At 62.3% G+C, this 23,571-nt stretch carries 16 protein-coding genes; 7 read left to right on the plus strand and 9 right to left on the minus strand.

Annotated features, from left to right (window positions below; all coding sequences use genetic code 11):
* Nucleotide 1: 1 nt before the first annotated feature.
* Nucleotides 2-2,440: an ABC transporter permease gene (locus ACR9Y2_RS01570; protein ID WP_435039265.1), complete on the minus strand. Its 2,439-nt coding sequence runs from the start codon at nucleotides 2,438-2,440 to the stop codon at nucleotides 2-4.
* A gap of 100 nt (nucleotides 2,441-2,540) precedes the next feature.
* Here ACR9Y2_RS01570 and ACR9Y2_RS01575 point away from each other — a divergent pair, with 100 nt between their 5' ends.
* Nucleotides 2,541-3,131, plus strand: coding sequence for a GNAT family N-acetyltransferase (locus tag ACR9Y2_RS01575; protein ID WP_435039266.1), 591 nt, complete (start codon nucleotides 2,541-2,543; stop codon nucleotides 3,129-3,131).
* Here ACR9Y2_RS01575 and ACR9Y2_RS01580 read toward each other — a convergent pair.
* A complete protein-coding gene (locus ACR9Y2_RS01580) occupies nucleotides 3,123-3,431 on the minus strand; it encodes a tetratricopeptide repeat protein (RefSeq protein WP_435039267.1) in 309 nt (102 codons plus the stop codon). The two genes, ACR9Y2_RS01575 and ACR9Y2_RS01580, sit on opposite strands and share 9 nt — an antisense overlap.
* A 24-nt stretch (nucleotides 3,432-3,455) precedes the next feature.
* Here ACR9Y2_RS01580 and ACR9Y2_RS01585 point away from each other — a divergent pair, with 24 nt between their 5' ends.
* On the plus strand, nucleotides 3,456-3,962 hold the full coding sequence (locus ACR9Y2_RS01585; protein WP_435039268.1) for an acyl-CoA thioesterase: 507 nt from the start codon (nucleotides 3,456-3,458) through the stop codon (nucleotides 3,960-3,962).
* 32 nt (nucleotides 3,963-3,994) lie between these two features.
* Here the strand turns inward: ACR9Y2_RS01585 and ACR9Y2_RS01590 are convergent, their stop codons facing one another.
* Entirely contained in the window at nucleotides 3,995-4,306 is a 312-nt protein-coding gene (locus ACR9Y2_RS01590; RefSeq protein WP_194448774.1) for an Hfq-like protein, read from the minus strand.
* A gap of 171 nt (nucleotides 4,307-4,477) precedes the next feature.
* Between ACR9Y2_RS01590 and ACR9Y2_RS01595 the strand changes: the two genes are divergently transcribed.
* On the plus strand, nucleotides 4,478-4,906 hold the full coding sequence (locus tag ACR9Y2_RS01595; protein WP_435039269.1) for a c-type cytochrome: 429 nt from the start codon (nucleotides 4,478-4,480) through the stop codon (nucleotides 4,904-4,906).
* A gap of 95 nt (nucleotides 4,907-5,001) precedes the next feature.
* Entirely contained in the window at nucleotides 5,002-6,255 is a 1,254-nt protein-coding gene (gene glgC, locus ACR9Y2_RS01600; protein WP_435039270.1) for a glucose-1-phosphate adenylyltransferase, read from the plus strand.
* A gap of 27 nt (nucleotides 6,256-6,282) precedes the next feature.
* Here the strand turns inward: glgC and ACR9Y2_RS01605 are convergent, their stop codons facing one another.
* The 3 genes from ACR9Y2_RS01605 to ACR9Y2_RS01615 form a co-directional block, all read right to left on the minus strand.
* The gene (locus tag ACR9Y2_RS01605) at nucleotides 6,283-7,968 is read right to left on the minus strand and encodes a sodium:solute symporter family transporter (RefSeq protein WP_435039271.1); all 1,686 of its coding nucleotides are present in this window, start codon (nucleotides 7,966-7,968) and stop codon (nucleotides 6,283-6,285) included.
* A 138-nt stretch (nucleotides 7,969-8,106) separates the two neighbouring features.
* Complete coding sequence (locus tag ACR9Y2_RS01610) at nucleotides 8,107-10,629, minus strand: PIG-L family deacetylase (RefSeq protein WP_435039272.1); 2,523 nt, start codon at nucleotides 10,627-10,629, stop codon at nucleotides 8,107-8,109.
* A 438-nt stretch (nucleotides 10,630-11,067) separates the two neighbouring features.
* Complete coding sequence (locus ACR9Y2_RS01615) at nucleotides 11,068-11,970, minus strand: PEP-CTERM sorting domain-containing protein (RefSeq protein WP_435039273.1); 903 nt, start codon at nucleotides 11,968-11,970, stop codon at nucleotides 11,068-11,070.
* A gap of 902 nt (nucleotides 11,971-12,872) precedes the next feature.
* Between ACR9Y2_RS01615 and ACR9Y2_RS01620 the strand changes: the two genes are divergently transcribed.
* Entirely contained in the window at nucleotides 12,873-15,071 is a 2,199-nt protein-coding gene (locus ACR9Y2_RS01620; RefSeq protein ID WP_435039274.1) for a hypothetical protein, read from the plus strand.
* Nucleotides 15,072-15,134: 63 nt separating this feature from the next.
* Here the strand turns inward: ACR9Y2_RS01620 and ACR9Y2_RS01625 are convergent, their stop codons facing one another.
* The 3 genes from ACR9Y2_RS01625 to ACR9Y2_RS01635 are packed head-to-tail and all read right to left on the minus strand — an operon-like array spanning nucleotide 15,135 to nucleotide 21,202.
* On the minus strand, nucleotides 15,135-17,195 hold the full coding sequence (locus tag ACR9Y2_RS01625) for a hypothetical protein (RefSeq protein WP_435039275.1): 2,061 nt from the start codon (nucleotides 17,193-17,195) through the stop codon (nucleotides 15,135-15,137).
* Nucleotides 17,196-17,206: 11 nt separating this feature from the next.
* Entirely contained in the window at nucleotides 17,207-18,076 is an 870-nt protein-coding gene (locus ACR9Y2_RS01630; protein WP_435039276.1) for an outer membrane beta-barrel protein, read from the minus strand.
* 15 nt (nucleotides 18,077-18,091) lie between these two features.
* Nucleotides 18,092-21,202, minus strand: coding sequence for a carboxypeptidase regulatory-like domain-containing protein (locus tag ACR9Y2_RS01635; RefSeq protein WP_435039277.1), 3,111 nt, complete (start codon nucleotides 21,200-21,202; stop codon nucleotides 18,092-18,094).
* 653 nt (nucleotides 21,203-21,855) lie between these two features.
* Between ACR9Y2_RS01635 and ACR9Y2_RS01640 the strand changes: the two genes are divergently transcribed.
* Complete coding sequence (locus ACR9Y2_RS01640) at nucleotides 21,856-22,827, plus strand: phosphotransferase family protein (protein WP_435039278.1); 972 nt, start codon at nucleotides 21,856-21,858, stop codon at nucleotides 22,825-22,827.
* Nucleotides 22,828-22,849: 22 nt separating this feature from the next.
* A complete protein-coding gene (locus ACR9Y2_RS01645; protein ID WP_435039279.1) occupies nucleotides 22,850-23,569 on the plus strand; it encodes a histidine phosphatase family protein in 720 nt (239 codons plus the stop codon).
* Nucleotides 23,570-23,571: the final 2 nt, after the last annotated feature.

Genomic DNA, 23,571 nt, shown 5'->3' on the forward strand with positions numbered 1-23,571 from the left:
ACTACTCGTCCCGCAGGACCTGGACCGCCTGGGTGCCTGCCGCGCGTAAGGCGGGAATGCCGCACGCGAGAGTACACAATCCGCCGAGCGCCGCGGCGACCAGGCCGTAAACGCGAGGGTCGGTCGCTTTCACCTCAAACAGCAGGCTTTCCACGATTCGCCCGCCCAGTATGGCGGCGGCCAGGCCCACAGCCAGGCCCACGCATACGGGCGTCAAGCCACGTCCCAGCACCAGGCGGAACAACTCACCCTTCTGCGCGCCCAGCGCGGCCCGGATGCCGAGTTCGGTCCGGCGCCGCGCCACCCAATAAGAGACCACTCCATAGACGCCCAGGCCGGCCAGCATGAGCGCGAAGACGGCAAAGCCCAACGCCAGTGCGGCCTGGAAGCGGCGTCGCGCCACGGCCTGGTCCACGACGGTGTCCATGGTGAGCAACTGCGCGACGGGCACATCGGCATCGGCCTCGTGCACGGCGTGGCGGATAGCGCTGGCCAACTGCAACGGGTCGGACGCGGAGCGGAGCATGAGGACGGCGCGAGTCCGGGATTGCTGCCAGTGCGGCAGATACGCCATGAGGACGGGCTCCTTGTCCAACTCCACTGAGCGGTTGTCCCTGACGATCCCCACCACTTCCGCCACCGGCGACGTGGGACCGCCGAACCGCAGCGAGCGTCCGAGAGGATTGAGGCCGGGCCACAGCAGTTTGGCCGCCGCCTCGGAGAGGATGATGACCTTCCGGTCGCGGTCGGCTTCCGCAAAAGTGCGTCCATGCTGCAGCTCCATCCGCATGGTCTGGAAGTAGTCGGGACTAATGAAGCGGATGTTGGCCATGGGCCGTTGCAGCATGGGGCGCGTGTCGCCCTCCACTGACAGCGGATTGATCCAAACCTGCCCGCGCAACGGCATGTGGCTGACCAGCGCGGCCGACTCCACTCCAGGCAGGGAGTGCACCTGCGCCAGCAGTTTGTCGTAGAAACGGGTACGGTCGGCCTGTCCCTCATAGCGGGAGGACGGCAGGACCACTTCCGAGGCCAGCGCCCGCTCGGTGCGGAAGCCTTTGTCGACATTCAGCAGGTGCAGGAGGCTGGTGCTGAGCAGGCCGGCAAAGACCAGGAGCGTGGCGCCGAGGGCTGCCTGCGTACCCACAAGAAGGCTGCGGACACGAGCGCTGCCGCGGCTCTCGGTGGTGGTGTGGCTGCCGGCCTTCAGCGACTCCTGTGGATCCACTGAGCCCAGCCGCCAGGCGGGCAGCATGCCAAAGGCGGCCGCCGTGAGCAGGCTGACAGCAATCGCAAATAGGGCACTGCGCCAATCCACTGAGATTTCGTCGATTCGTGGCAACTCGAGGGCGGAGCGATTCACCAGCAGGCGCACGGCGGCCCAGGCCAGCCCAAGGCCCAGCAGACCACCGGGCAGGGCCAGCAGCAGGCTCTCCCGCAATGCCATGCGGACGAGGCCGGCGCGATCGGCCCCCATGGCGAGGCGGATGGCGACCTCGCGACCGCGGCCGGCGCCGCGCACCAGCATCAGGTTCGCCAGGTTCACGCAGACAATGAGCAGGACAGCGCCGACAGCGCCCAGCAGCAGTAGCAGGCCGCGGCGGGATTCGCCCACCACGATCTCCTGCAGCGGATCGACGAAGGCGGAGAGAGACAGCTTTTCGCCGGACTCGCGCACGATCTGGGCCTGCACGGCATTGATCTGGTCAGTGGCCTGGCTCAGGGAGGCGCCGGGTTTCAAGCGCGCGAAGGCGGCGTAGTTGAACTCGGCCATGGGCGCTATGTTGGCGCGGTCGATTGTCTCGGGCCGCAGGAGATCGAGACCGGGCGGCAAGCCCTCGAGGGGCCCCCACTTGGCCGCGGTGGGAAATCGAAACGAAGCCGGCAGGACGCCAACAACGGTGTGGGGCAAGCCGTCCAGGGTCAGGGTGCGGCCGACCAGGCCGGGATCGGCACCGATGCGCCGCCAGAAGGGGTCGGTCAACACGACCACGTGATTGCGGCCCTTGTTCTCCTCCTCGGGCAGGAAGCCGCGGCCCAGCGCCGGCTGGATACCGAGAACCTGCAGAATCGAAACCGAAACAGACAGGACGGTGAGTTGACGAGGTTCGCCGGAGCCAGTGAGATTCAGCGTAGTGCCGCGCATCAGGGCCGCGCCCTGGATGGCCGGGCAGTGATCGCGCCAGGCTTCCAGATGGAGGGCGTTGGCGGGCAGCGCCGGGTAGAGGTGGGCGAGTTCCTTGATGCTCTCGCGGATCACCACCAGTTGGCCCGGATCACGATAGGCCAGCGGCTTCAGGAGTACCCCATTCACGATGGAGAACATGGCCGTGGTGCCGCCAATCCCCAAAGCCAGCGTCAGGATCGCAATCACTGAAAACGCCGGAGTGCGCCGCAGCGCCCGCACGCTCAAACTGATCCCTCGCCATAGCTCGTCCATCGGTACTTCTCCCTGTGACTTGGAACGAATCGCAGCCCCTGATGTTCGGATATATTTCTGTAAACTCCGGACGTACCCAGCGATCGTTTAGTCTGGTGGGATGTCGGCTGCCGCCTTACCCAATCAACCGGAAACAAGGATCGAACTGGGCCAGGATCTTGTACTCCAGGCATTGGACGCCAGCCAGGCAGAGACCATCTATGCCGCGGTGGACGCCAACCGGGAGCACTTGCGCGTTTGGCTGCCCTGGGTGGATTTCTCCCGCTCCCCCGCCGACACGCTGCGCTTCCTGCAGGAGATGGAGGCGAAGCGGGCCGCTGCCCTGACGGTAGCGTACAGTTTGTGGACCGGCCCCACCGAACTGGTGGGCATCATCGGCGTGCACGACATCAGCCTGGCGAACGGGAATCTCCAGATTGGCTACTGGGTAGCGAAAGCGCAGGAGGGCAAAGGGCTGATCTCGCGCGCCTGCGAGGCTATGCTGCGGCTGGCCTTCGAAACCCTGGGCATGGAGCGGGTGGAGATTCGCTGTGCCGAAGGGAACCAGCGCTCGGCCAGGGTGCCGGAACGGCTGGGGTTCCAATTTGAAGGGATCCTGAGGCACTCAGCCAAACTGCACGGCGAGTTTGTGGATATGCGGCTATACAGCCTTCTGGCGGAGGAGTACCGGCAGCGGCGCGGTTCAGCCTAGGATGTCGAGTGCGGCCTGCAATTCGCTGAGCGCATGGGCGTCACCGGTGCGCCTGGCTGCGTCAATGCCGTCGCGGTAGAACGCGCGGGCGGCCTCTTCTTCGCCCAACTCCTCGCTGGCGTGACCAGCCTGGTAGTACGCAGCCACGTAGTCGGCATCGCGCGCCAGCAATTCCTTGAGCTCGCTGACGGCCTGTTGCCAGTCGGAGACACCAAGGTATTCCATGCAGAGCATGAACCGGATCCGGCTGTTTGTAGGGTCCTGGGCCACCAGGCCGCGAACTGCTTCGAGTCTGGACATATCTCCCATGCTACCTTTTCTTTCATGGAAGGCCGTCCCGTTCGAGAGTCCGCGAGCGAGCTATCAGAGTTCGCCTTACCGATCTACGCGAATCCGCTGGGCAATCTGCTGGGCGGACGCATCATGCACCTGGTGGACTTGGCTGCGGCCACCGCGGCCATGCGCCATGCGCGCGGCCCCGTGGTGACTGCCTCAGTGGATTACATGACGTTTCTATTCCCCATCCAGATCGGCCAACTCCTGACACTGCGGTCGAGTGTGAACCGGGTCTTCCGGACCTCGATGGAAGTGGGGGTCAAGGTTCTGGTGGAGGATCTGACGACGGGCGAGATTCGCCATACCAATTCGTCCTATTTGACGTTCGTGGGCTTATCCCCTGAAGGCAAGCCACGGGAGATCCCGCAGGCCATTCCTGAAACAGAGTTGGAGGTCCATCGCTGGGAGCAGGCGGGTGAACGGCGAACCCAACGCCTGGAGCTGCGGGCGAGAATCCTGGAGAGAGAGAAGGAGCGGGCGGGCAGGAAGGAGTAAGCTCGTTCAGCGGCGGACGGGCAGGAAGGGGATTACCCTTCCTGCTTATAGATGTACTTGATGTACGACTTATAGACGAGCAGGTTTGGACCCTCGTCGCGCGTCAGCTTCAGGCAGTTCTTGTCGTACCACTCGAGCACGCCGTTCAACTCTTCCCCATCCTGCAGCACGATGACCACGGGGGTCTTCGACTGCATCTGTTTGACGTAGTAGAAGTTTTCGGCGTTGGTGGTGTCGGGGGGAGCTTGTTTCTTCTGGAGGGCGGAAGAACGCGCACTGCTCGATGCCCTCTCTTTCGGCTCAGCTAAAGGCGGACGAATCAGTCGGCGATTGGGGGACTCCAAGGCGGTTCTCCTGGGCAAAAGCTAGCTTGACACCCGATTTACGGGCAGTAATTGCGGATCAATCTGCCTTCATTGATAACACACCCATGGGCATCGGGCAAGTGAACATTGGTTAGCCTGGACCCTTGCCGCGGGCGCGGCGGAGTACTAATCTGACGGCGGGGAAGGCATATGTTCCGTCACATCAAAGCGTTCGCATTCCTGATCGTCATGGCGGCCAGCAGTACTTTCGCCGCCCCGCCGCGCACGGTGAAACCTGTTTCGCCGAAGTCCGGTCCAGAATCGGGTAACGGGCTCTTCAAGTCTTATTGCGCCTCGTGCCACGGGCTGCAGGGCAAGGGTGACGGCCCGGCGGCCGCGGCCATGCGGATGCGACCCACGGATCTGACTCAACTCACGCGGCGAGGAAACGGAGTATTTCCGGCCGCACGCCTGGAGCAGGTGCTGGGCGGTTCCGACACGATCCCGGCGCACGGCGGACGGCAGATGCCGGTATGGGGCCCGAACCTCGCGACGGCCGGCAGCGCAGACGCACGCACCGCGGAACGGGTGCGAAACCTGATCGCGCACATCCAGTCGATCCAGGACAAAGCGAAGTAAACGCTCGCCTGCGCGCACGTTGCCAGATTGTTGCGGAGCTGCCAGCGTCCGAAAACAATCCGGTGGTATCATGCACGCACAAGGAGAGATGCCGCATGCAGCTTCGAGTATTGTCTTTCGTACTCGCCGGCGGTAAAGGGACCCGCCTTTACCCGCTCACCAAGGAGCGAGCGAAGCCCGCCGTACCCTTCGGCGGCCAATACCGCATCATCGATTTCGTCCTCTCGAATCTGGTTAATTCCGGCATACATTCGATCTATGTCTTGATTCAGTTCAAGAGCCAGTCGCTGTTACAGCACCTGCGCGACGGATGGGAGTTCTCCGGAATCTTGAAGGATCGGTACATCATTCCCGTACCGGCCCAGATGCGCTCGCCGGGCGAGACCTGGTATCGAGGGACAGCGGATGCGATCTTCCAGAATGTGAACCTGATCGAACAATCGGACCCACATGTCGTGGCCGTGTTCGGGGCGGATCACATCTATCGCATGAACATCCGCGAGATGATCGAGTTCCATGAGCAGAAGCGGGCGCAGGCCACAGTGGCGGCCATCCCCGTGCCCAAGGAGTTCGCCTCGGAGTTCGGAGTGATCGAGGTTGCGGGCGACGGCCGCGTGATCGCTTTCCACGAGAAGAATCCGGACGCTCCGACGATGCCCGGGAATCCCGACATGGTGCTGGCGTCGATGGGCAACTACATCTTCTCCACGGGCCCGCTGCTGAAGTTCCTATACGAAGACAGCAAGATGGAGAAGACGTCGCATGACTTTGGCCGCGACATTCTCCCACGCTGGGTGAGCCGCGGAGACGTCTTCGCCTACGATTTCCAGACCAACCGGATTCCGGGCGACCCGATTGGAGCGCCGGTGTACTGGCGCGACGTCGGCAACATCGACGCCTATTACGAAGCCACCATGGATCTGCGCATGGTGACGCCGGCCCTGAACCTTTACAACCGGCAGTGGCCGCTGCGTACGGCCAGCTACGACGATCCGCCGCCGAAGTTCACCTTCGACGAGGAAGGCCGCCGCGGCAGCGCGGTGGACTCCATTGTTTCTGCCGGTTCGATCTTTTCCGGCGGCATGGTGCGCAACTCCATCATCGGCCGCGGCGTCCGCATCCACGCGGGCTCGACCGTGGAAGATTCGATCGTGTTCGACAACTGCGATGTCGGGCGCCGCTGCAAGGTGCGCAAGGCGATTCTCGACAAGAACGTTCACTTAGCCGAAGATACGGTCATCGGCTATGATCTCGAAGCCGACAAACAGAAGTACCACGTGACCGAATCGGGCATTGTGGTGGTGGAAGGACGCCGTTCGCGCGTCCAGGTGAGTTCCATCGAGGTCTAGTTCGAAGTATTCACGCAGGGGCCGGGCCTATGCCTGGCCCTGCGGGTCTTCCTTCACAAAGAGCGAGAAGAGCAGGCCCAGCCCGACCACGCCGACGCAGCCCACCACGTTGTACCAGAGGAAGGCCACATTGGTGAACTTCCAGGTAGCGAAGATCGCGATCTCCCCACCCAGCACCCCCAGGAACGCAGCCGTGCCTTTGACGCGCGGGAAGAAGAACGCCAGGGCGAAGACGCCCAGCAATCCACCGTAGAAGAACGAACCCAGCAGATTCACCGCTTCCACCAGCGAGCCGAGGTTCTTGGCAAACTGCGCGGTAATGACGGCATAGACGCCCCAGAATCCAGTCGCCCATTGCGAGGCGCGCAGGTAGTGGTGGTCATCTCCGTTCGACTTCCAGTGGCGTTTGTAGACGTCAATCACGGACACGGTGGCGAGCGAGTTGATCTCGGCGGAGCTCACCGACATGGCGGCGCCGAAAATGGCGGCCAGCAGTAGCCCCACCAGGCCCGCGGGCAGGTATTTCGTCACGAACGTCAGGAAGATGTAGTTGGTGTCGATGACCACGCCATTGCCGTCGGCGGCCAGGTGCGCCGCCTCTTTGCGCGTGCCGTCCAGTTCCTTCTGCGCGGACTTGAAGCGCTGCACGCCGCGCGTCTCAGCCTCGGAATCGCTGGAGCGGCGGGCATTCACGATGTCTTGCGCGGCCGCCTTGCGTTGCTCGAACGCGCGGTCGTAGGAGCTCTGGATCTGCGCGAATTCCGCCTTCTGCTCGGCTCGCGCCAGCGCCACCTTGTTGAACAGGACAGGCGGCTTCTCAAAAGTGAAGAAGACGAAAACCATCGCACCGATGAACAGAATGAAGAACTGCATCGGAATCTTGACGACCGCGTTGAACAGCAGGCTCAGGCGGCTCTGCGAGATGCTCTTGCCCGTCAGGTAGCGCTGCACCTGGCTTTGATCGCAGCCAAAGTAGGCCAGCATCAGGAACATGCCGCCGATGAGGCCGCTCCAGACGTTGTAGCGATCGCTGGGATTGAACTGCCAGACAACCGGATTCAGGCGGCTGGCCGCGCCGGCCACGGCCACCGCATCGCCGAAGCTGACAGTCGAGGGCAGCAAGGCAATCGCGGCCGTGAGTGCGACCACCAGGCCAACGCTCATGATCAGCATCTGGATGAAATCGGCCCAGGTGATGGCGGTGATTCCACCGGTAACCGTATAGGCGATAACCACGATGCCTACGATCAGCGCGGTCCACTGGTCGGGCCAGCCCAGGATTGCGGTGAGCACCACGGAAGGCGCGGAGAGTGCGACGCCGACGCCCAGGCCGCGTTGGGCCAGGAAGACAGCACTGACCAGGGTGCGCGTCTTGGAATCGAAACGGCGCTCGAGATACTCATACGCCGTGTACACCCCGCTATTCAGGAAGCGCGGCACGGCCACCGCGGCCACCAGGATCATGGCGATGGGCAGGCCGAAGTAGAACTGGACGAAGCGCATGCCGTCCACATAGCTCTGGCCCGTGGTGGAGATGAAGGTGATCGCACTGGCCTGCGTGGCCATGATCGACAGGGCCATGGCGTACCACGGCATTGTCTTGTTCGCCAGCAGGTAGCCAGAGGTCGTGGTGCTGCCGCGCGACCGGTAGAGCCCGTAGAGCACCACCCCGGCCAGGGCGCAGACCATCACCAGCCAGTCGAGCGGCCTCACCGGTTGAATCTCCGCGTGAACTGATCAAACAAGGCGATGACGGCGACCAGAAAAACGATCACAGCGGTGTAGAGCCGCCCCCAGGTCTTGAAGAACGGAGGCTGTTCGTCGTTCATACTTCCACGCTCCCCAGGCGGCTCAACGGCCGGCGCTGACCAGATTCGCGAAGATTCGATAGGCGCCCGGCACACCGGCCGGCAGTTGCCGGAACCAGGAGTAGCAGGTGAAGACGTAAGCGCCCTTGCCAACCCGGGCGTACAGCAGGCCGCCCTTCTGAACAGCCTCGCCGGGATCGTGAGTCTCCAGCAGCGCAGTATACTTGGGATCCCATTCGGAGGGGAAGTAGAGGGCGCGTTCCTGCACCCAGCCGTCGAAGTCGGAGGCCGTGATGGTATTCGGAATCTGCAGCAGGCGGTCGTCGGGTTTGAGGAACTGAACGGGCGCTTCTTCCACTGTGGTGCGGTCGCGGCCCAGCTTGAGGGGGAAGGGCCCCATGTTCTTGACCGTACCCTGCTCCGTGCTGAGGAAGTTGCCATCCAGGATGTTGTACTGGACGACGACGGTGCCGCCGGCCTCCATATACTGCCGCAGCCGCTCGTGGCTGGTGCGGAGATCCTCGCGCACATTCCAGGCGCGCACGCCCGTCACAATGACGTCGAAACGGCTCAGGTCGCCGTGGGCGAGGTCGCCTGCTTCCAGGAACGTAACCTCACAGCCGAGTTCTTTCAGCGCCGCGGGCACTTCATCGCCGGCGCCCATCACGTAGCCCACCCGCTTGGCACTGACCTTCGCATCCACGCGCACCACCGGGGTTTTAGCAGCCGGAAAGATGGTCTGGATGGGAATGTGATCGTAGGTCAGCTGTGTCATCCCGTTTGCGACGGCCAGGTTGCCGAGGCGCGCGCTGGCGTGGATCTCTGCCCGGGCGGTAGCCGCCGGAGGAGTGACCTGGAAGGTCAAGGTCACCATCTGGCCCGCCTCGGCCAGTTGGAACTTGTTCTCCGCCGGTTCCACCAGCCAGCCGGAAGGGGCCTGCAGCGAGACTCCGCCCGACTGATTGGGGCGCCGCGCCACGACTTCGACTGTCACCGGCCGCGCCTTCCGCTCAGCGAACAGAAGCGCGGTTTCCGAGAGTTTCAACGAAACGGGCGGCACAATGATGAGCGGACGCGACAGTTCGCCGCGCACGCGATCGACGTAACGATTCTCCACGGGCCGGGTGAGTTCAATCGACTCGCCCTCAATCTTCACCCGGAACTTCGCGGTCAGGATGGGTTCGTCTTCCGCCAGACCGATCTTGCGCTGGTCGGAGATTGTATACAAGTTGCCGGACCGCGGCTGCCGCAGTTGAAGCGGCTGGGTGAGCGGAGCAGTCTCCGGCACCTGCCAGTCGGCCTTGTCGGTATGGGGCTGATTATAGGAGAGAGCTGCTCCCGCGAATGAGACAGCATCACCAGCCTTTACTCCCTCCAACTCCACTTTGGCGCGGCCGCGGCTGACCGCCGTCAGGTTGAGCGTCACGGTACCGCCGGGCGTCACCTCAGCCTTCGCGGCTCCTACCTCGAGCCAGAGGCCGGCGGCCATAGCCAGCGCTTCGTCGAGGTCTGTGAGTTTGCGGCGCGCGTCCACCTGGTCGATGGCGGCCATCAGTTTGCGGGCTTTGAGCAAGGGCGCAATTACCTTTTCGGGCGCCTCCATGGAGTAGGCGGCCAAGGCTTCGTCTAAAGCTTTCTGGACCGCGGCTCCGCCAGGCAGGCGATTCCAGGAGGTATCGACACCATCCATGAAGTCCTTTTTGGCCGGGTCTCCACCATATAAGAAGAGATAGTTTGGCGCAGCGCCTTTGCGCTCAGGCGAGCCCATGCCCTGGCTGCGGTGCTGGCTGCGGCTGATACCGGCCAGTTCACCGTAGGACAGACCAAGCACCGGGTCGAATTCGCCGGTGTCGACCATCAGGCGTTCCGGCATCTTGTCCATCTCCTGCTCCTGCTGGCGGTTGAAGCTGAAGCCGTTCCACATAATGCGCTTGGCCTGCCAGGGTTGGACGTATTTCAACTGCTCAGGGAAAGCGGTGGGATCCGCGGCCAGTTTAAAAGCTTCCTTCCCCAAAATAGAGGAGGACTGATGGTGCCCATGGCCATCGCGAGGTGTGCCGGAAAAGCGCAGGAAGATGACGTCGGGACGATAGCGGCGGATCACCCACACTACGTCGGATAGAACCTGTTCGCGGCCCCATTTTTCGAGGGTCTCTTTGGCGGTCTTGGAGAAGCCGAAATCAATGGCGCGCGAGAAGAACTGCTCGGCTCCATCCACCCGGCGCGCCGCCAGTAATTCCTGAGTACGGATGACACCCAGCAGATCGCCCTGCTCGCTGCCGATGAGATTCTGTCCACCTTCGCCGCGAGTCAGCGAGAGATAGGCCGTCCTGTACTTCCGGCCCTGGGCGCAGTATGCCAGCAGGGCCGTATTCTCGTCGTCCGGGTGGGCCGCGATCATCAGGACGCTGCCGACCACGCGCAAGCCCTCCAACTGTTTCTCGAGCGCGGCCGCCCCTGTTGTCTTGCGGACTTCGGCCCGCGCGGGGGCAACGAACAATACCGAAGCCGTCACGATCAGCGCGGTGAGTAGGGCAGAGTGGCACTGCACACGAGTCTTGTTCATGTTGGTGAGAGTCTTTCCATTGTAGCTGCCCAACAGCGGCGCTTCGTGTGGACAGGCGGAGGACGACGGCTGCCATCGTTGACCTCCGCGAGCCTTGGCTAATGGAGGTCCGGAAGCAGGCAGCTGAAGGCCGGCAGGTGAGTGAACTTCGCCGCGCTGGGCACGCGCAGGGCGAGCGCCTTCCTCGCGCTCGGATTAAATCCGATTAATTTGTAGGGATTTAGGGTTACATTATTCCGGACGCCGCGGCGTGGCCGGACGGGCTGAGCGCCAGGGATGCCGGGCCGCACCGGGGCGAGGGTCCGGCAATGTGCCCGCACGCGCGGGCTGTGTGGAGCTAGGGCGCTTGAACAACTGGTTAGAACTGGCGCCGCCGGAAAGAGAAAAGGGCGTCTCCGAGGGGAGGCGCCCTTTTGCACTGCAGTATGGAAGCTATCTCTATTTACGACGGCGGCTGGCGAACGCCAGGAAGGCGAGGCCGGCTCCGAGCAACGAAAGAGAGGTGGGTTCTGGAACAGCTTGCTGCGTTCCGGCCGCTACAGTCACGCCCCACACGAAAGCCCGGCTCGCATTCGGATCGTAGTTTGGCCCGGAATTCTGGCCGATGTCGCGAATGATAATCCCTGTCAGTGTGTCCATCGCATAGGCAGGGTCGATGAAGAGCGCCACAACGTCGCGGTAGTCGCGGAACGGTTTGCCCTGGTAAGTCATGTCATACGACTGATCGTTGACGGAAGCAGTATTGCCGCCGGTGGAGTTGGGGATCAGGTTCGTATTGATGGAATTGGGCCACAGCAGCAGGTTTGTGTTCACCTGGGAATCGTTGCTGTCCCGAACCTGGGTTCCGCCGCTGAGCGTGTAGGTGACGTCGGGACCATTCTTAAACTGAAGGACAATCTCAACTGACGGAGAATTGCGGCCCCACGTTGTGTTCATCATCAGGAACACGACTTCCGCGCTGTCGACGTCGGTGTTCAGCTGCAGCGATACCGGCGCGTCAGAAGCCAAACCCTGATCGATCACAGCGCGGCGAGCGCTCCAGGATTGGTCTCCCGAGGTGGCAATGCTAAACGGGACCGAGTTCAGCCGGCTGTCACTCTGTAGCGCGGCATCACCAGTCTTGCTTGCAGAATTGAAAGCTACGTTGACGTTACCTTTAGTGAACTGATCACCACCCCAGATGCCAGTCCACGCCCCCGGATTGTTGGAATCGTACTGATTGCCCGCATCCGCGTTCGCTACGCCAAGTGCCCCAAGATTGTACTGATAGTAGACCGGAACTGCGAAGCTCGGGAGTCCAACCAGTAGCGAGAAAACTAGCCCTACGATTGACCGTCTCATGATCCTCCTCCAAAAACCTACGGCTGCGGAATATTGTTGTAGTTGACCTTTGTGGGGGTACCCCCCACCCGCTATGTGAATTAAACCACAGTCCTAGGACCATGCCAAGTCCATCTTTGAAATTGATCTAGACTTCCCATGACTTGTGGGACTCGCTCCGACTGCCTCCGGCGTCAAAGCCGTGCGAGCTCGATTGAGGACAAACCAGTTGTGGAATTGGCGGCGGCAACCTGCGCTGACTCCGCCGGTAGAGCCGTCCAAAAGATAGCCAAATGAAAGCAGAATGCCTTCATTGAAGTTCTTTCATATCTGCAGATTCCAAGAACCGGGCCCGGCGCGGGCATTCCTCCGCGGAATGGGACTTCATCCGGCTGAGTACTACCTTCCACCCAGTCCAGGCGCCTTCCAAACTGGCGTGGAACCCGCGACGCGCCTCGTCCCTCACTCACTCCGAACGCCTCCATTGCCGCGGATCGAAACCAGATGTTAGCGTCCAATATGCTCATTTTGATCCAGAACGACCGGCATATTTAATATTAGTGCCTGGTACTTATTGTGAAAGTTAAGCAGTATCTGTCCATCTTGATCCACACGCCAGCCGCAGAAAGCGCAAAAGCTCAGGGACGCCGCTGGATTTTCTGAGTCCATCGCCGTCAAAACCCGCATGACGGTTGGCACACATCGCCTGACCAGCCGCGAGCCGATGGGACAGTAGCTGCATGGGCCGGCGGCGGGATCATGCCTTGGCAACAAACCTCTGGCCAAGGTTGCGGAAACCAGTTAGGGTGTTAGGAAGAGTTGCGGCTCATGGACGAGGCTGGGATGTATCAAAACCGATTGCCGCTATCCGCGGCCCCGCCCGTCGAGTGCGTGACCAGCATGCAGTTGGACAGGATCGCATCGTGCCTACCATCAAGATTCTCGACAACTTGAGCGCCGACCTCGCAGTCGTCGCGCCCACTCCGGCGTCGGCCTTCGCCAAGTATCTCAAAGGCGACTTAGCCATCCTGCTAGCCGCACCGGAGCTGGTAAAAGCGCTCCCTAAACCCATTGCACCGGGCAAGAACTTCGCCCTCAACTTCGGCCTGAACTTCCAGAACGCCCTGGAGTTCGGCGCCGCCGATACGGAGTGGTCGATTGGCGCTTCCTTCCAGGCCCAGGTAGGCGTCACGGCGAAAACGCCGTCGTCCCTGTTTGACCAGGAACATTTCGGGGAGCCGATTGAAGTTCCGGAAGGCAAGGCGTATGTCTGGTTCTCGTTCCAACCAGGCCTCAAGCTGGGCATTGCCGGTGGAGAGGGCGACCTCAGTTTCGGCTTCAAGGCAGGCACCTCCATCGACGTTCGCTGCTACCGACTCTTTCCGGCGGGACCGGCCGCCGAGACACTGGCGGCCAGCGTCTCGGAGGTATTGAAGGAGTTCTCAATTCCAGGCGATGTCGAGGATCTGATCCACATGCCGGTGGACGCAGTATCGGCCATCACCGGCACCGGTTCGTTCCAGATCTCAGGCAGCTTTGACCTGGCCGCGGCCGTGAACCCGCTGGCGACTCCGAAGCTACCGCTGGTGGGACGTCCTCTTTCTATTAACGCTGGCGCCTCGCTGAATGTCGGCGCGCGCATCCGCGTCTCCGGCGAATATCAGATCCGTGTGCAGAAGACCGCCGCCAACACCGTGCGGCTGGGGCTGTTCAAACGTTCCGGCACGCAATTCTCATTCGACGTGAATGCCAGCGCGGGGATCTCCGCGGATGCAATGGGCAAGGACCTGTTTGCTGTACTGATGTCGAAGATCAGCAGCGATCCCGAGGCAGATGCCCAACAACTGTCCAACGCCGGTCTGTCAGAGGCGCAGATCGCCTCCATACAGGACGCTGTGCAGGCCGGAATCAACCGAAGCCTCTCGGTTGCCCTGGAGTTCCAGTTCTCTTCGTTGCGCTCCAGCGATGCCGCGTTTCTTTTCGACATCCAACTGGATCAACTCAGCCACGACTCCGCCATCGCCGTGCATCACGCGTTGGATGGCGACTTCTCCGCCCTGGCGGGATTGCAGGATCTCAGCCTGCCCGGCATCACCCCGGTGCGCAACCTCAGCAGCGAGCTCCGCAAGCGCGGCATCTCGCTGCGCGTAAATCTCCTGGGCATTGTGAACGCCATTTCGATCAGTGAACTTGTGCGATCGGGCAGTGTCACGTTCGAACCTGTTTCCGGCGCCCTGGTGATCGCCGACAAGGTGAGCAGTGAGAAGATCAGCGTCACCTCGCGGCCCCTCGAAGCCGACGGCCAGAAACTGAGGAAGGCCGTCTTCGAATCACTGATGGTGACCGCGGCTTACAGCGCCTCGCGCCTGACGCAGTCACACGAGTTCACGGCATCCCAAAGTTACTTCGAGTTCCACCAGACGACGAATTCGAAGACAATGGCCGACAATCTCGATGCGATTGTCGCGCTGGGCTTAATGACCCCGGACGAGCGCCGGCAGGCACTGGCCGGCGCCTCACAATTCGGCAATTCCACCGTGCTGCTGGAGACCTCGTTCGACCCAACAGCCTTCCGCGCGTTATTCGTGGACGGCGGCGGCAAGCCCCGTACTCAGGAGGATTACGAGCGGGTTGGACGCGATGCGCTGCTGGCGCTGGTCGCGGGCGACCCGGACGACTTCCGGCACATCCCGCTGGCGGACAACAAGCTGTGGAATAAGTTGCGTGCCTCCGGCCAGCCTGGATTCCCGTTCGTGTTGCCGGCGCCCCTGAACCAGGGCGTGCAACTGGGCGTCATTCGCGCAGATTACACACTGATCGTATGGTGGGCCGGCAGCATGGCCCTGGCGGCGCGGTCGCTGGTGGAGATGGAGAGTTTCCTGAAGACCGCGGATCCGGCTGGCCTGCATGAGAACAACGAGTTCAAGAAACGCCGCAGGGCCCTGATCGACGCATTGGGAGACGCGGTCGCCGGGAACCAGTCGACCTTTGGCGACCCATGGGGTTTGCTGGCGATGGATGCCGCCGCTGGAAGGCTGGCGGATGCGCGCGCGGTCGTTGTATCCCCACAACTGGCTCGCGCCATGGCGCGCCCCCTGAGGGCAGTTGCGGCCAACGGCTGAGATGGAAAAGGGCAGCCTCCACCGGGAAGCTGCCCTCGTACCTTTGGAATGGAATGCGCCGGTCTATTTGGGCACGGCCGAGAAGATGCGGCCTTCCCGCCTGACGGCGATCAGCAGTTTGCCGGCGGAATCGACGATGAGTCCATCCGCACCGTTCAGCGGGCCGTCCAGGTAGGAACTCACGCCGTTGTCATCTTCACCCAGGAAGCCCGTAATCACCCGGACGCGGCCGTCCTTGTCGATGACGTCCACACGAACCGACTCCGACAGATAGATTCGGTCGTCCGGCCCAACGGTCATCCCGTCCATCGAACCGAATCCAGTCTTCCTGGCTTGCAGTCCGGTGATGTCGGCATAGCTCAGGCCCAGGCCGGATCCGGCAATCGTCTCAATGGTTCCGTCCGTATTCAGCCGCCGGATGCGGTGGTTGCCCCGATCTGCGATCAACAGGTTCCCCTTTGAATCGTAGGCGATGTCGCCGGGCGAATTCAGGCGCGCCGAAGTGGCGACGCCGCCGTCACCCAACCAACCAGCCACACCGTTGCCGGCAATCACCGTGGCGGTGTTGGAGTTCAGATCGTACTGCACCACCCGGTGGCTGCCCGTCTCGGCGTAAACCAGACGCGCCAGGGAATCAAAAACCAGTCCGGTGGGATTGCTGAGGCCGGACTTCAGGGTGCGAATCGTCCCGTTGGGATCGATGACCCGGATGCGAGTCGCTTCACTGAAGTAGATTCTGCCGTCCGCCGTCTGCAGGATTCGATTCGGTTGATCGAGGACTGCATCCGACGCCGCGGCGCCGTCACCCCTGGTATAGCCAGCGGGGAATGACTTGCCCGCGATACCCACAATCGCGTCCGGATCAGTGCAGCGCAGCAGCATGCCCGCCCCCGAATCAGAAACCAGCAGCGAGCCGTCGGACGCGCGGAACAGGCCGCGCGGCCGCATAAACTTAGCAGAGCTGCAATTCGGCCCCAGGTCGGGACGCGCCCAATTGCCAGCAAAGCGGGTAACCACGCCGGACTGCACCTTATACACCTGGTAGGAATCCTGGGAGGAAACCAGCACGCCCTGCCGCGCTGACACCAGTACCGTGCTGGGCGCGTTCAAGGACAGGCTGAGTGGTGCCGAGGCCTCCGCCGAACCCAGCGCCCCATTGCCGAGGTAGAGCCCGATGCGCGCCGCGTCGATGTCCATGCGGACGATGCGATACGCACGCGGCATGGCAATGTACATCGCCTTGTTGACGCTGTCGTAAGCGATCGAGCTGACTCGTTCCAACGGAGTGGAAGAGCTGCCGACATAGGTATCCGAAGCCACCGCGCAGCGGCCCGCGCCCGCGAACGGCCAGATATCACCGGCTGTGTCCAGGCGGCGAACACGGCAGCTGAAGCCGTCCGCGATATAGATGTTGCCCGCGGGATCCTTGGCCAGGCCGGCCGGGGCATTCAACGTCGCCGAGGTAGCTTCATGGGAATCGCCCGTCGAGCCGGCATCGCCGGTGCCGACGATCACGCGCACATAGCCATCCGAGTCGATGCGGCGTACGACATTGCGGTCGGACTCGCTGAACACCAGGCGGCCCTGGTTATCGACCACCATCCCACCGATCGAGCCGATGTCGGTTTCCAGCGCCTTGCGTTCCCGGAAGCTGCCGGAAATACCCTGCAAGCTGGTGCCGCAGCGCCCTGTGCCCGCAACATCCTTCACGGTGCCGTCGGTCTGCACCTTGCGGATTCTGCAGTATTGCGCCTCGTAGAAGATCAGGCCGCCGTCATTGTCGATGAGCAGCACCGTCGGGCTGTACAGATTGGTCGACAGTGCAGCCAGGCCCGCGGCCCCATAGCCGAGAATACCCGTGCCTGCAAAGCGCTCAATCGACCCGTCCGGCTTCACACGCCGGATGATGCCTGCGTTCTGTTCGGAGATATAGACATTGCCGGCTGAATCCTCAGCCATGCCTGACGGCCCGTCGAGCAGTGCATCGACGGCTGGCCCGCCATCGCCCTTCCAACCGGCGCCGTACACCGATTGGACCGTGTATGCCGTGTTCGGCAGGATCTGCGCAACAGACGGAAGAGCCGTCAGCGCCGCCAACAACAGCAGGTTCCGCTTGATTCTCATGACATGTATTCTCAAAATGTGAGCGACAGTACGAACTCCACCTGGTTCGTCTGCATCCGTGTCGATTGAGTATCGAAAGTCCGGCGCGCCCAGCGCGTATATCGAATCTCCGGCACAAACCGGATACCGAACTCATCGATCATTTGTAATCCGGCACCCACCACATATCCGGGGATGATCCGGTTCGTCGGCTTCAGGGGTTGCTCATCGCAGCAATCCACGGTCCCATCGGTCTGGGTGGTCTGCCCGATGGAGTGAATGCCTGTGATCTGCCGGAATGCTCCGCCGGCTTCGTAGAACCAGCGGCGGCCTGCCGTCCGGTGGTTCTTCGTGTAATAGCGGACCAGGATCGGGTAGTCCAGGATGGTCGCCCGGGTGCCCCGCTCCACAGTCATTTTGGTCCGCTCATCGGTTGTAGTCGTGGTGTCGTCCGTGCCGTAGTAGGTCACATCCGTAGTGGCAAACCGCACCCGCCGCATGATCAGGCCCGCATTGACGGCAAAGTGACTCGTCACCGTCGCTTGGAAATTCAAACCACCACCCACCAGCCGGCTGGTGGATTCGGTCTTGGAACTGACGCTCAACCCGGTGTTGATCGTGACGTCCTTTGACTTGGCCGGCACAATTGGGAATCCAAAAACGCTGATCGAGCCGCCCGCGGAGAAGCGTCTCACATAGGAACCGTCAGCGGCCTGCAGGCCCGACTTGGATTTCACCGGCGCCTTGGGCTTTTCCGCCCCTTGCGCTGGTGTCGACGGCTCAGACTTTGCCGGCGCCGGTTGCTGATCGGTATCGTCCGCAGCCGCGGCGTTGGCCAAGCACAGCGCCATGCTCAAGGCAAGCACAGGCCCGCGAACAGAGTTGTATTTGAGGCTCTTCATACTCAGGCAAATTCCCTAAAACTGGTACCGCAGGACAAACTCGAGCGATCGGGGTCCGCCGCTCTGGTATAGCGAACCAAACCCGCCGCCGGCCTGCGTCCTTGTCGAAATGCCGAAATTGACGCTGGTCATGTTCGCGCCTTCGTTCCTGGAAGGATTCGCGAAACTGGGGTGGTTCAGAAGATTCATCGCCGACACTGAGAGGTGCAGCGCACCGTGCTCCCCGATGTCCACACGCCGCCGCAGTGACAGATCGAGTTGCGTCAGGCCGAGACCGCGCAGGGCGTTCCGGCCCAGATTGCCTTGCGCAAAGCCGCTGGGGCTGTCGAAGGCCGCTTTATTCAGGCGCTGTCCGCCAGGCACTGTATCGTCCACCAGCCAGACAAGCTGGCCGTTATAGTCGGGCCGCACCTGGGCGAACAGGCCCTGGCCCAAGCCGCCGGCGCCCGCGCTGGAAGTGGAGCTCACGCCAACGATGTCAAACGAAGTCCCGGCACGAGCCGCGAACATGAAGTCGGTGTACCAGTTCTTCAGCAGGGCCGTCATGAAAGAATTCTGCGGCGCCGGCAGCAGGTAGGAGCCGCTGACGTTCAGGTTATGCCGGACATCATAGTCGGAGTTGCCGCGCTCACTGTCAAAGAGCGTCGCAAAGCTGCCGAAGCCCAGGTCGTTCGAAGCGGTGTCGATCGAGTGCGACCAGGTGTAGCTTACCTGCGTCTGCAGGTTCTTCACATACCGCCGCCGGTATTGCACCTGCAGTGCGTGGTAAGAAGACTCCGCACCGTTGGTGGCCAGGCTCAACAAATCAAAGTCGCCGGAGAACGAAGGCTGACTCTCGGTGCGCATCAGCTTCTTGCCTTTGGTGCCGGCATAGCCGACGCTCAGCACCTGGCCCGGCCCGTACGACCGTTCCAGCGTCATGTTCCATTGCCAGATCGAAGGTGACTGAAGCGCGCGGTCCGCCGCGCCCAACCGGCCGAACGGCTTGGTGGCCGGCAGGCCCGGGACAACCAGGTCGCTGGCGAAGAGCGGGAAGGCCGCCAGGGTCAGGGTGCGCACGTTGGAGTAGGGCGCGCCAGAGAAGGCGCTCAGGCTTGTGCCATACCCGATGTCGTTAAACACACCGAACCCGCCGCGCAGCATCCACTCTTTCCCGGGGGTCGAACGGATCTGCCGGGCGAAGCCGATTCTCGGCGCGAAGTCTGCCCAGCGCGTGTTATACAGCGGCTCGCCCTGCGTCACACGGTTCGAAAGGAAGGAGGAGATTGCGTAGGGACGCTCGCCCTGTGAGACCGACGGCGCGGGATTCACATCCCAGCGCACGCCATAGGTGATGGTCGTCAATGCGCTGACGTGCCAGGTGTCCTGGATATAAGCCGAGTAGTTCGTCGTCTGGGGATAGACCGACGCCACATTCGAACTCACCGACACGTTCGTGGCAGAGCCGGAAAGCAGCGAGCCCTCGTCGGGGCCAAGCCCGTTGAATGTCGCATTCACGGTGTAAGGCACATTGTGATTCGTCACCGAAGAACGCCGGTAATCGAAGCCGACCTTGTAGGAGTGCGAACCGGCCGTGATGCTCAGCCCGTCCACCACATTCCACTGCTTCTGGTCGTTGCTGCCGCGGGCGCCAAAGGTATAGCTGGAAAGACCCAGCACACTCAGGTTGAACGAGCCGTTTGTCGTATCAACGCCTGAAGGGAAGACCACCTGGGACCGTAGGGGAATCGCGCCGCCGAAGGTGTCCATGACTCCCGTCGCCGACATCGTATTGGACGTGAAGTTCACACGCAGATCGTTCACCGTGCGGGCGCTCAGGGATTTCACCCAGGCGCCGGTCACACTGTGCGACTTGGCATCCTGCGAGCTGATCACGCTGGGGGCCTGGAATTCCGAACCCCGCTGCTGGTTATCCGAGGGCGTAAAGCTGTAGCGCGCGAAAATCACGTTGCCAGGGCTGAGTGTGTGATCGATTCGACCCGCATAGGACTTACGGTTCTGTGGATTCGTCGTCACGGCGGTGAAGCTCGCGGCGCCGTTATCCAGGTCAGGACCGTTGGCCAGGGGGAACGCCCGGAGATAGGGGCGGAGTATGGCCGGGGCCGCGTTGCGCGCCAGCAGTGAAGGAACATTGGCCAACACGGTCTGCGGTACATCCCGCAGGGCCAAGTCAGCGGATCCGAACAGGAAGGTCTTGTTCTTGACCAGCGCACCGCCCAGGGTGCCGCCAAACTGATTCTGGCGCATATCGCCGCGATCCAATCCGGCCGCATTGGCGAACCAGTCGTTGGCGTTGAACTTGTTGTTCCGGAAGTACTCGTATGCGGAACCGTGCACGGCGTTGGTGCCACCCCGGCTGGTCATCGAAATCTGCGCACCCGGAGTGCGTCCGAATTCCGGCGCAAACGTGGAAGTCTGAATCCGCACTTCCTGCAGGCTGTCGAGGCTCGGGCTGTTCAGCCCAGTCGCCCCGCCGGCGCCCATGGCCAGGGCCGGACCCATCATGCCGCCGCCGCCGCCCATCGGGCCGCCCAGCAAGCCGGCGCCGCCGCTGTAACTGACGCCATCCAACATGTAGTAATTCGTATTCGACCGCAGGCCGTTCGAGTTCAACTCACCGCCCGGGCCGATGCCGCTCACAATGCCAGGCGCCATCTGCACCAGGGCATTCACCGTGCGGCCGTTCACGGGCAGATGGCGCAGATAATTCTCGTCCACCGCAACGCCGGCAGAAGCGTCCGACGAAATGCCGTACGTCTCCCCCTCCACTGTCACCGACGTGGTCTTCGTCTCCAGGGCCAACTCCAGCTTGAGCGACTTGCGGTCCCGGACTTTCAGTTCGATCAGGTTCAGCGTGAGCTCCGCGAAGCCCTTGGCCTGAACCTTTAGAGAGTACTGGCCGGGCTCGACCGGCTCGAATATGTAAATGCCCGTATCGTTCGAAGTGGTAGTCCGCTCCGACCCGTGCTGCAAATCCGTCAGAGTCACCTTTGCGCCAACGATGTTCGCCTTGCTCGGATCAACGATCTGCCCGGACAGCGCCGCGCTCGATTGCGCCTGAACGGCTGAACTCACCAGCACCAACGCACACACTGCCGCCGTAGGCGCGATACACCTGAAGCGCATGAGACTCCTTAATATCTGATCTCGTGCCATCCCGTCCTATTGGACGCAGGGGCCGGCACGGATTCCAATGCCGTCAGACGGACGTAGGTTCGCACACTTGTACGCGCGCCTTCGACCGTTAACATAACTTTACCTTACGAACCGCACAAATTCCGTGGATGCACTAAGTCTTACACACAAATTACCACTGCCGCGCGGACGCAGCCTAACCCGCGTCATCAAACAATAGCCACTCCGAAGAGCGGCAATCGCCTCCACACGCCAACCCAGCGGCAAGTACTAGAAGTCCGGTGCCGGCCCCTTTGGGCGGACAAGTCACCTACGCTTCGCCAGCCGGTCTAAACAACAAAAACGGCCACATGCACCGTACTCGACAGGCTCAAACCTGGCGGACTGAAGACATCTGGCCTCAAGTACCATTGAACGCATACCAGAGGCGCCGCGTTGCGGAAAAGATCCGGGCCGCATGGCCGCGCCTGGACACATCTCCCTATTATGAACTGCTTACGCCCGGCAGGGGAACATCATTCCTTACAGTTTGTTAGCGGTCCCCTCATGGCGCCCGGCAGTCATCCCTTTACAGGTGGCGTCCCAGCGACTACTCTCTTTTGGGTATGCCTGACGATGCGGCCCGACCCAGACGAGGCGAGGGATTGGATCAAGAAGCCCTGGCCGGGTGGCTGGGTGCGCCGTTGGAGATCCGCCAGTTCCCGGGCGGCCACTCGAATCTTACTTACCTCGTACGACTTCTAGAGCCGGATCCCACCGGCTCCCTACCCAAAGAGATGGTGCTGCGACGCCCGCCGATGGGCCCGGTTGCGCCGAAAGCCCACGACATGGCGCGTGAGTACCATCTGCTGGAAGCCGTTCACCAGCAGTTTCCCCTGGCGCCCAAACCCCTGCTGCTGTGTGAGGCTCCAGCGGTTCTCGGCTGCGTCTTCTTCCTGATGGAACTGCGCCCGGGACGCATCCTGCGCGACCACGCCCCGTTGCTTTCCCAGCGTGCGCCGCTCAGCCGGGCTTTCATCGAAACGCTCGTCGCCCTCCACTCCGTCGACGCCGCCCAGCCATCCATCGCCGCCCTGGGCAAACCGGAGGGCTTCCTCGCACGACAGGTCGCCGGCTGGGGCAATCGATGGAACAAGGCGGAATTGGAGCCAGTCGACGACATCCGTCGCACCTTGGCCTGGCTGGAACAGAATCCTCCACCAGCTTCCGGAACTGCTCTGGTCCACAACGACTTCAAACTGGACAACCTCGTACTGGCGGAAGACACCCCAGAAGTCCAGGCCGTCCTCGACTGGGAGATGGCCACCATCGGCGATCCGCTCTTCGACCTCGGTGTCGCTCTCACCTACTGGAGCCACGCACCGCGTTTGAGCCGCATTACCGCGGAACCCGGCTTCTGGGACCGCGACACGATCCTCCACGCCTATTCGCGGGCCAGTGGGCGCGACGTCTCGCGCATCACCTGGTACGAGGTCTTCGGCGTCTTCAAACTCGCGGTCATCGCCCAGCAGATCTATTTCCGGTGGCGTCACGGACAGACGGCCGACGCGCGGTTCGCGCAGTTTGATGAAATGGTGAGAGAGTTGGGCGCCACGGCGGCACGTCTGCTGCCCTGATGCCCGCGAAGAGAGTAAATCATTGAGCACTATCTATCTGTTCCGCCACGGCCAGGCCGGGCTGCGCGACGACTACGACCGTTTGTCTGAGCTCGGGCATGAACAGGCCCGCCGCCTCGGCGCCTGGATCAGCGCCGAACGCCTGCAATTCGACCAGGTGATTATCGGCGGCCTGCGCCGCCAGCGTGAAACTGCCGAAGCCGCGCTCGCCGCCCTGCACGAGGCAGGCCTGCCGCCGGCGGAGGTCCGCCACGATTCGAGTTGGAACGAGTTCGACCTGGATGTGGTTTACGACGGCATCGCGCCCCAGATCGCGGCGGCTGACGCCGAATTCCGAGCCGAACTGGAGGAACAGCTGCGCATGATCCAGGCCGGCGATGGTGCCATCCACCGCAAGTGGACCCGTGCCGACACTGCCGTCATGCGCGCCTGGATCGAGGACGCTTATCCCTGCCCCGGCGAATCCTGGGGCGGGTTCGTCGATCGCATCCGTGCCGCCGGAGAAGAGTTCCGCCGCCTGCCGCACGACGCCCGCGTGGCCGTCTTCACCTCCGCCACGCCCATCTCCATCTGGGGCGCCGCGGCGTTCGACAGCCGCAATCCCACGCACATCATGAAGCTGGCGGCGTCGGCCGTGAACTCCAGCATCACCGTCATGCACTGGCGCCAGGATGAACTCTTCCTCGCGCTCTTCAATGCGGCTCCGCATCTCACTGAACCGCGCCTGCGCACGTTCCGGTAAAC

Source organism: Paludibaculum fermentans, assembly GCF_051172195.1.
GTDB lineage: Bacteria > Acidobacteriota > Terriglobia > Bryobacterales > Bryobacteraceae > Paludibaculum > Paludibaculum fermentans_A.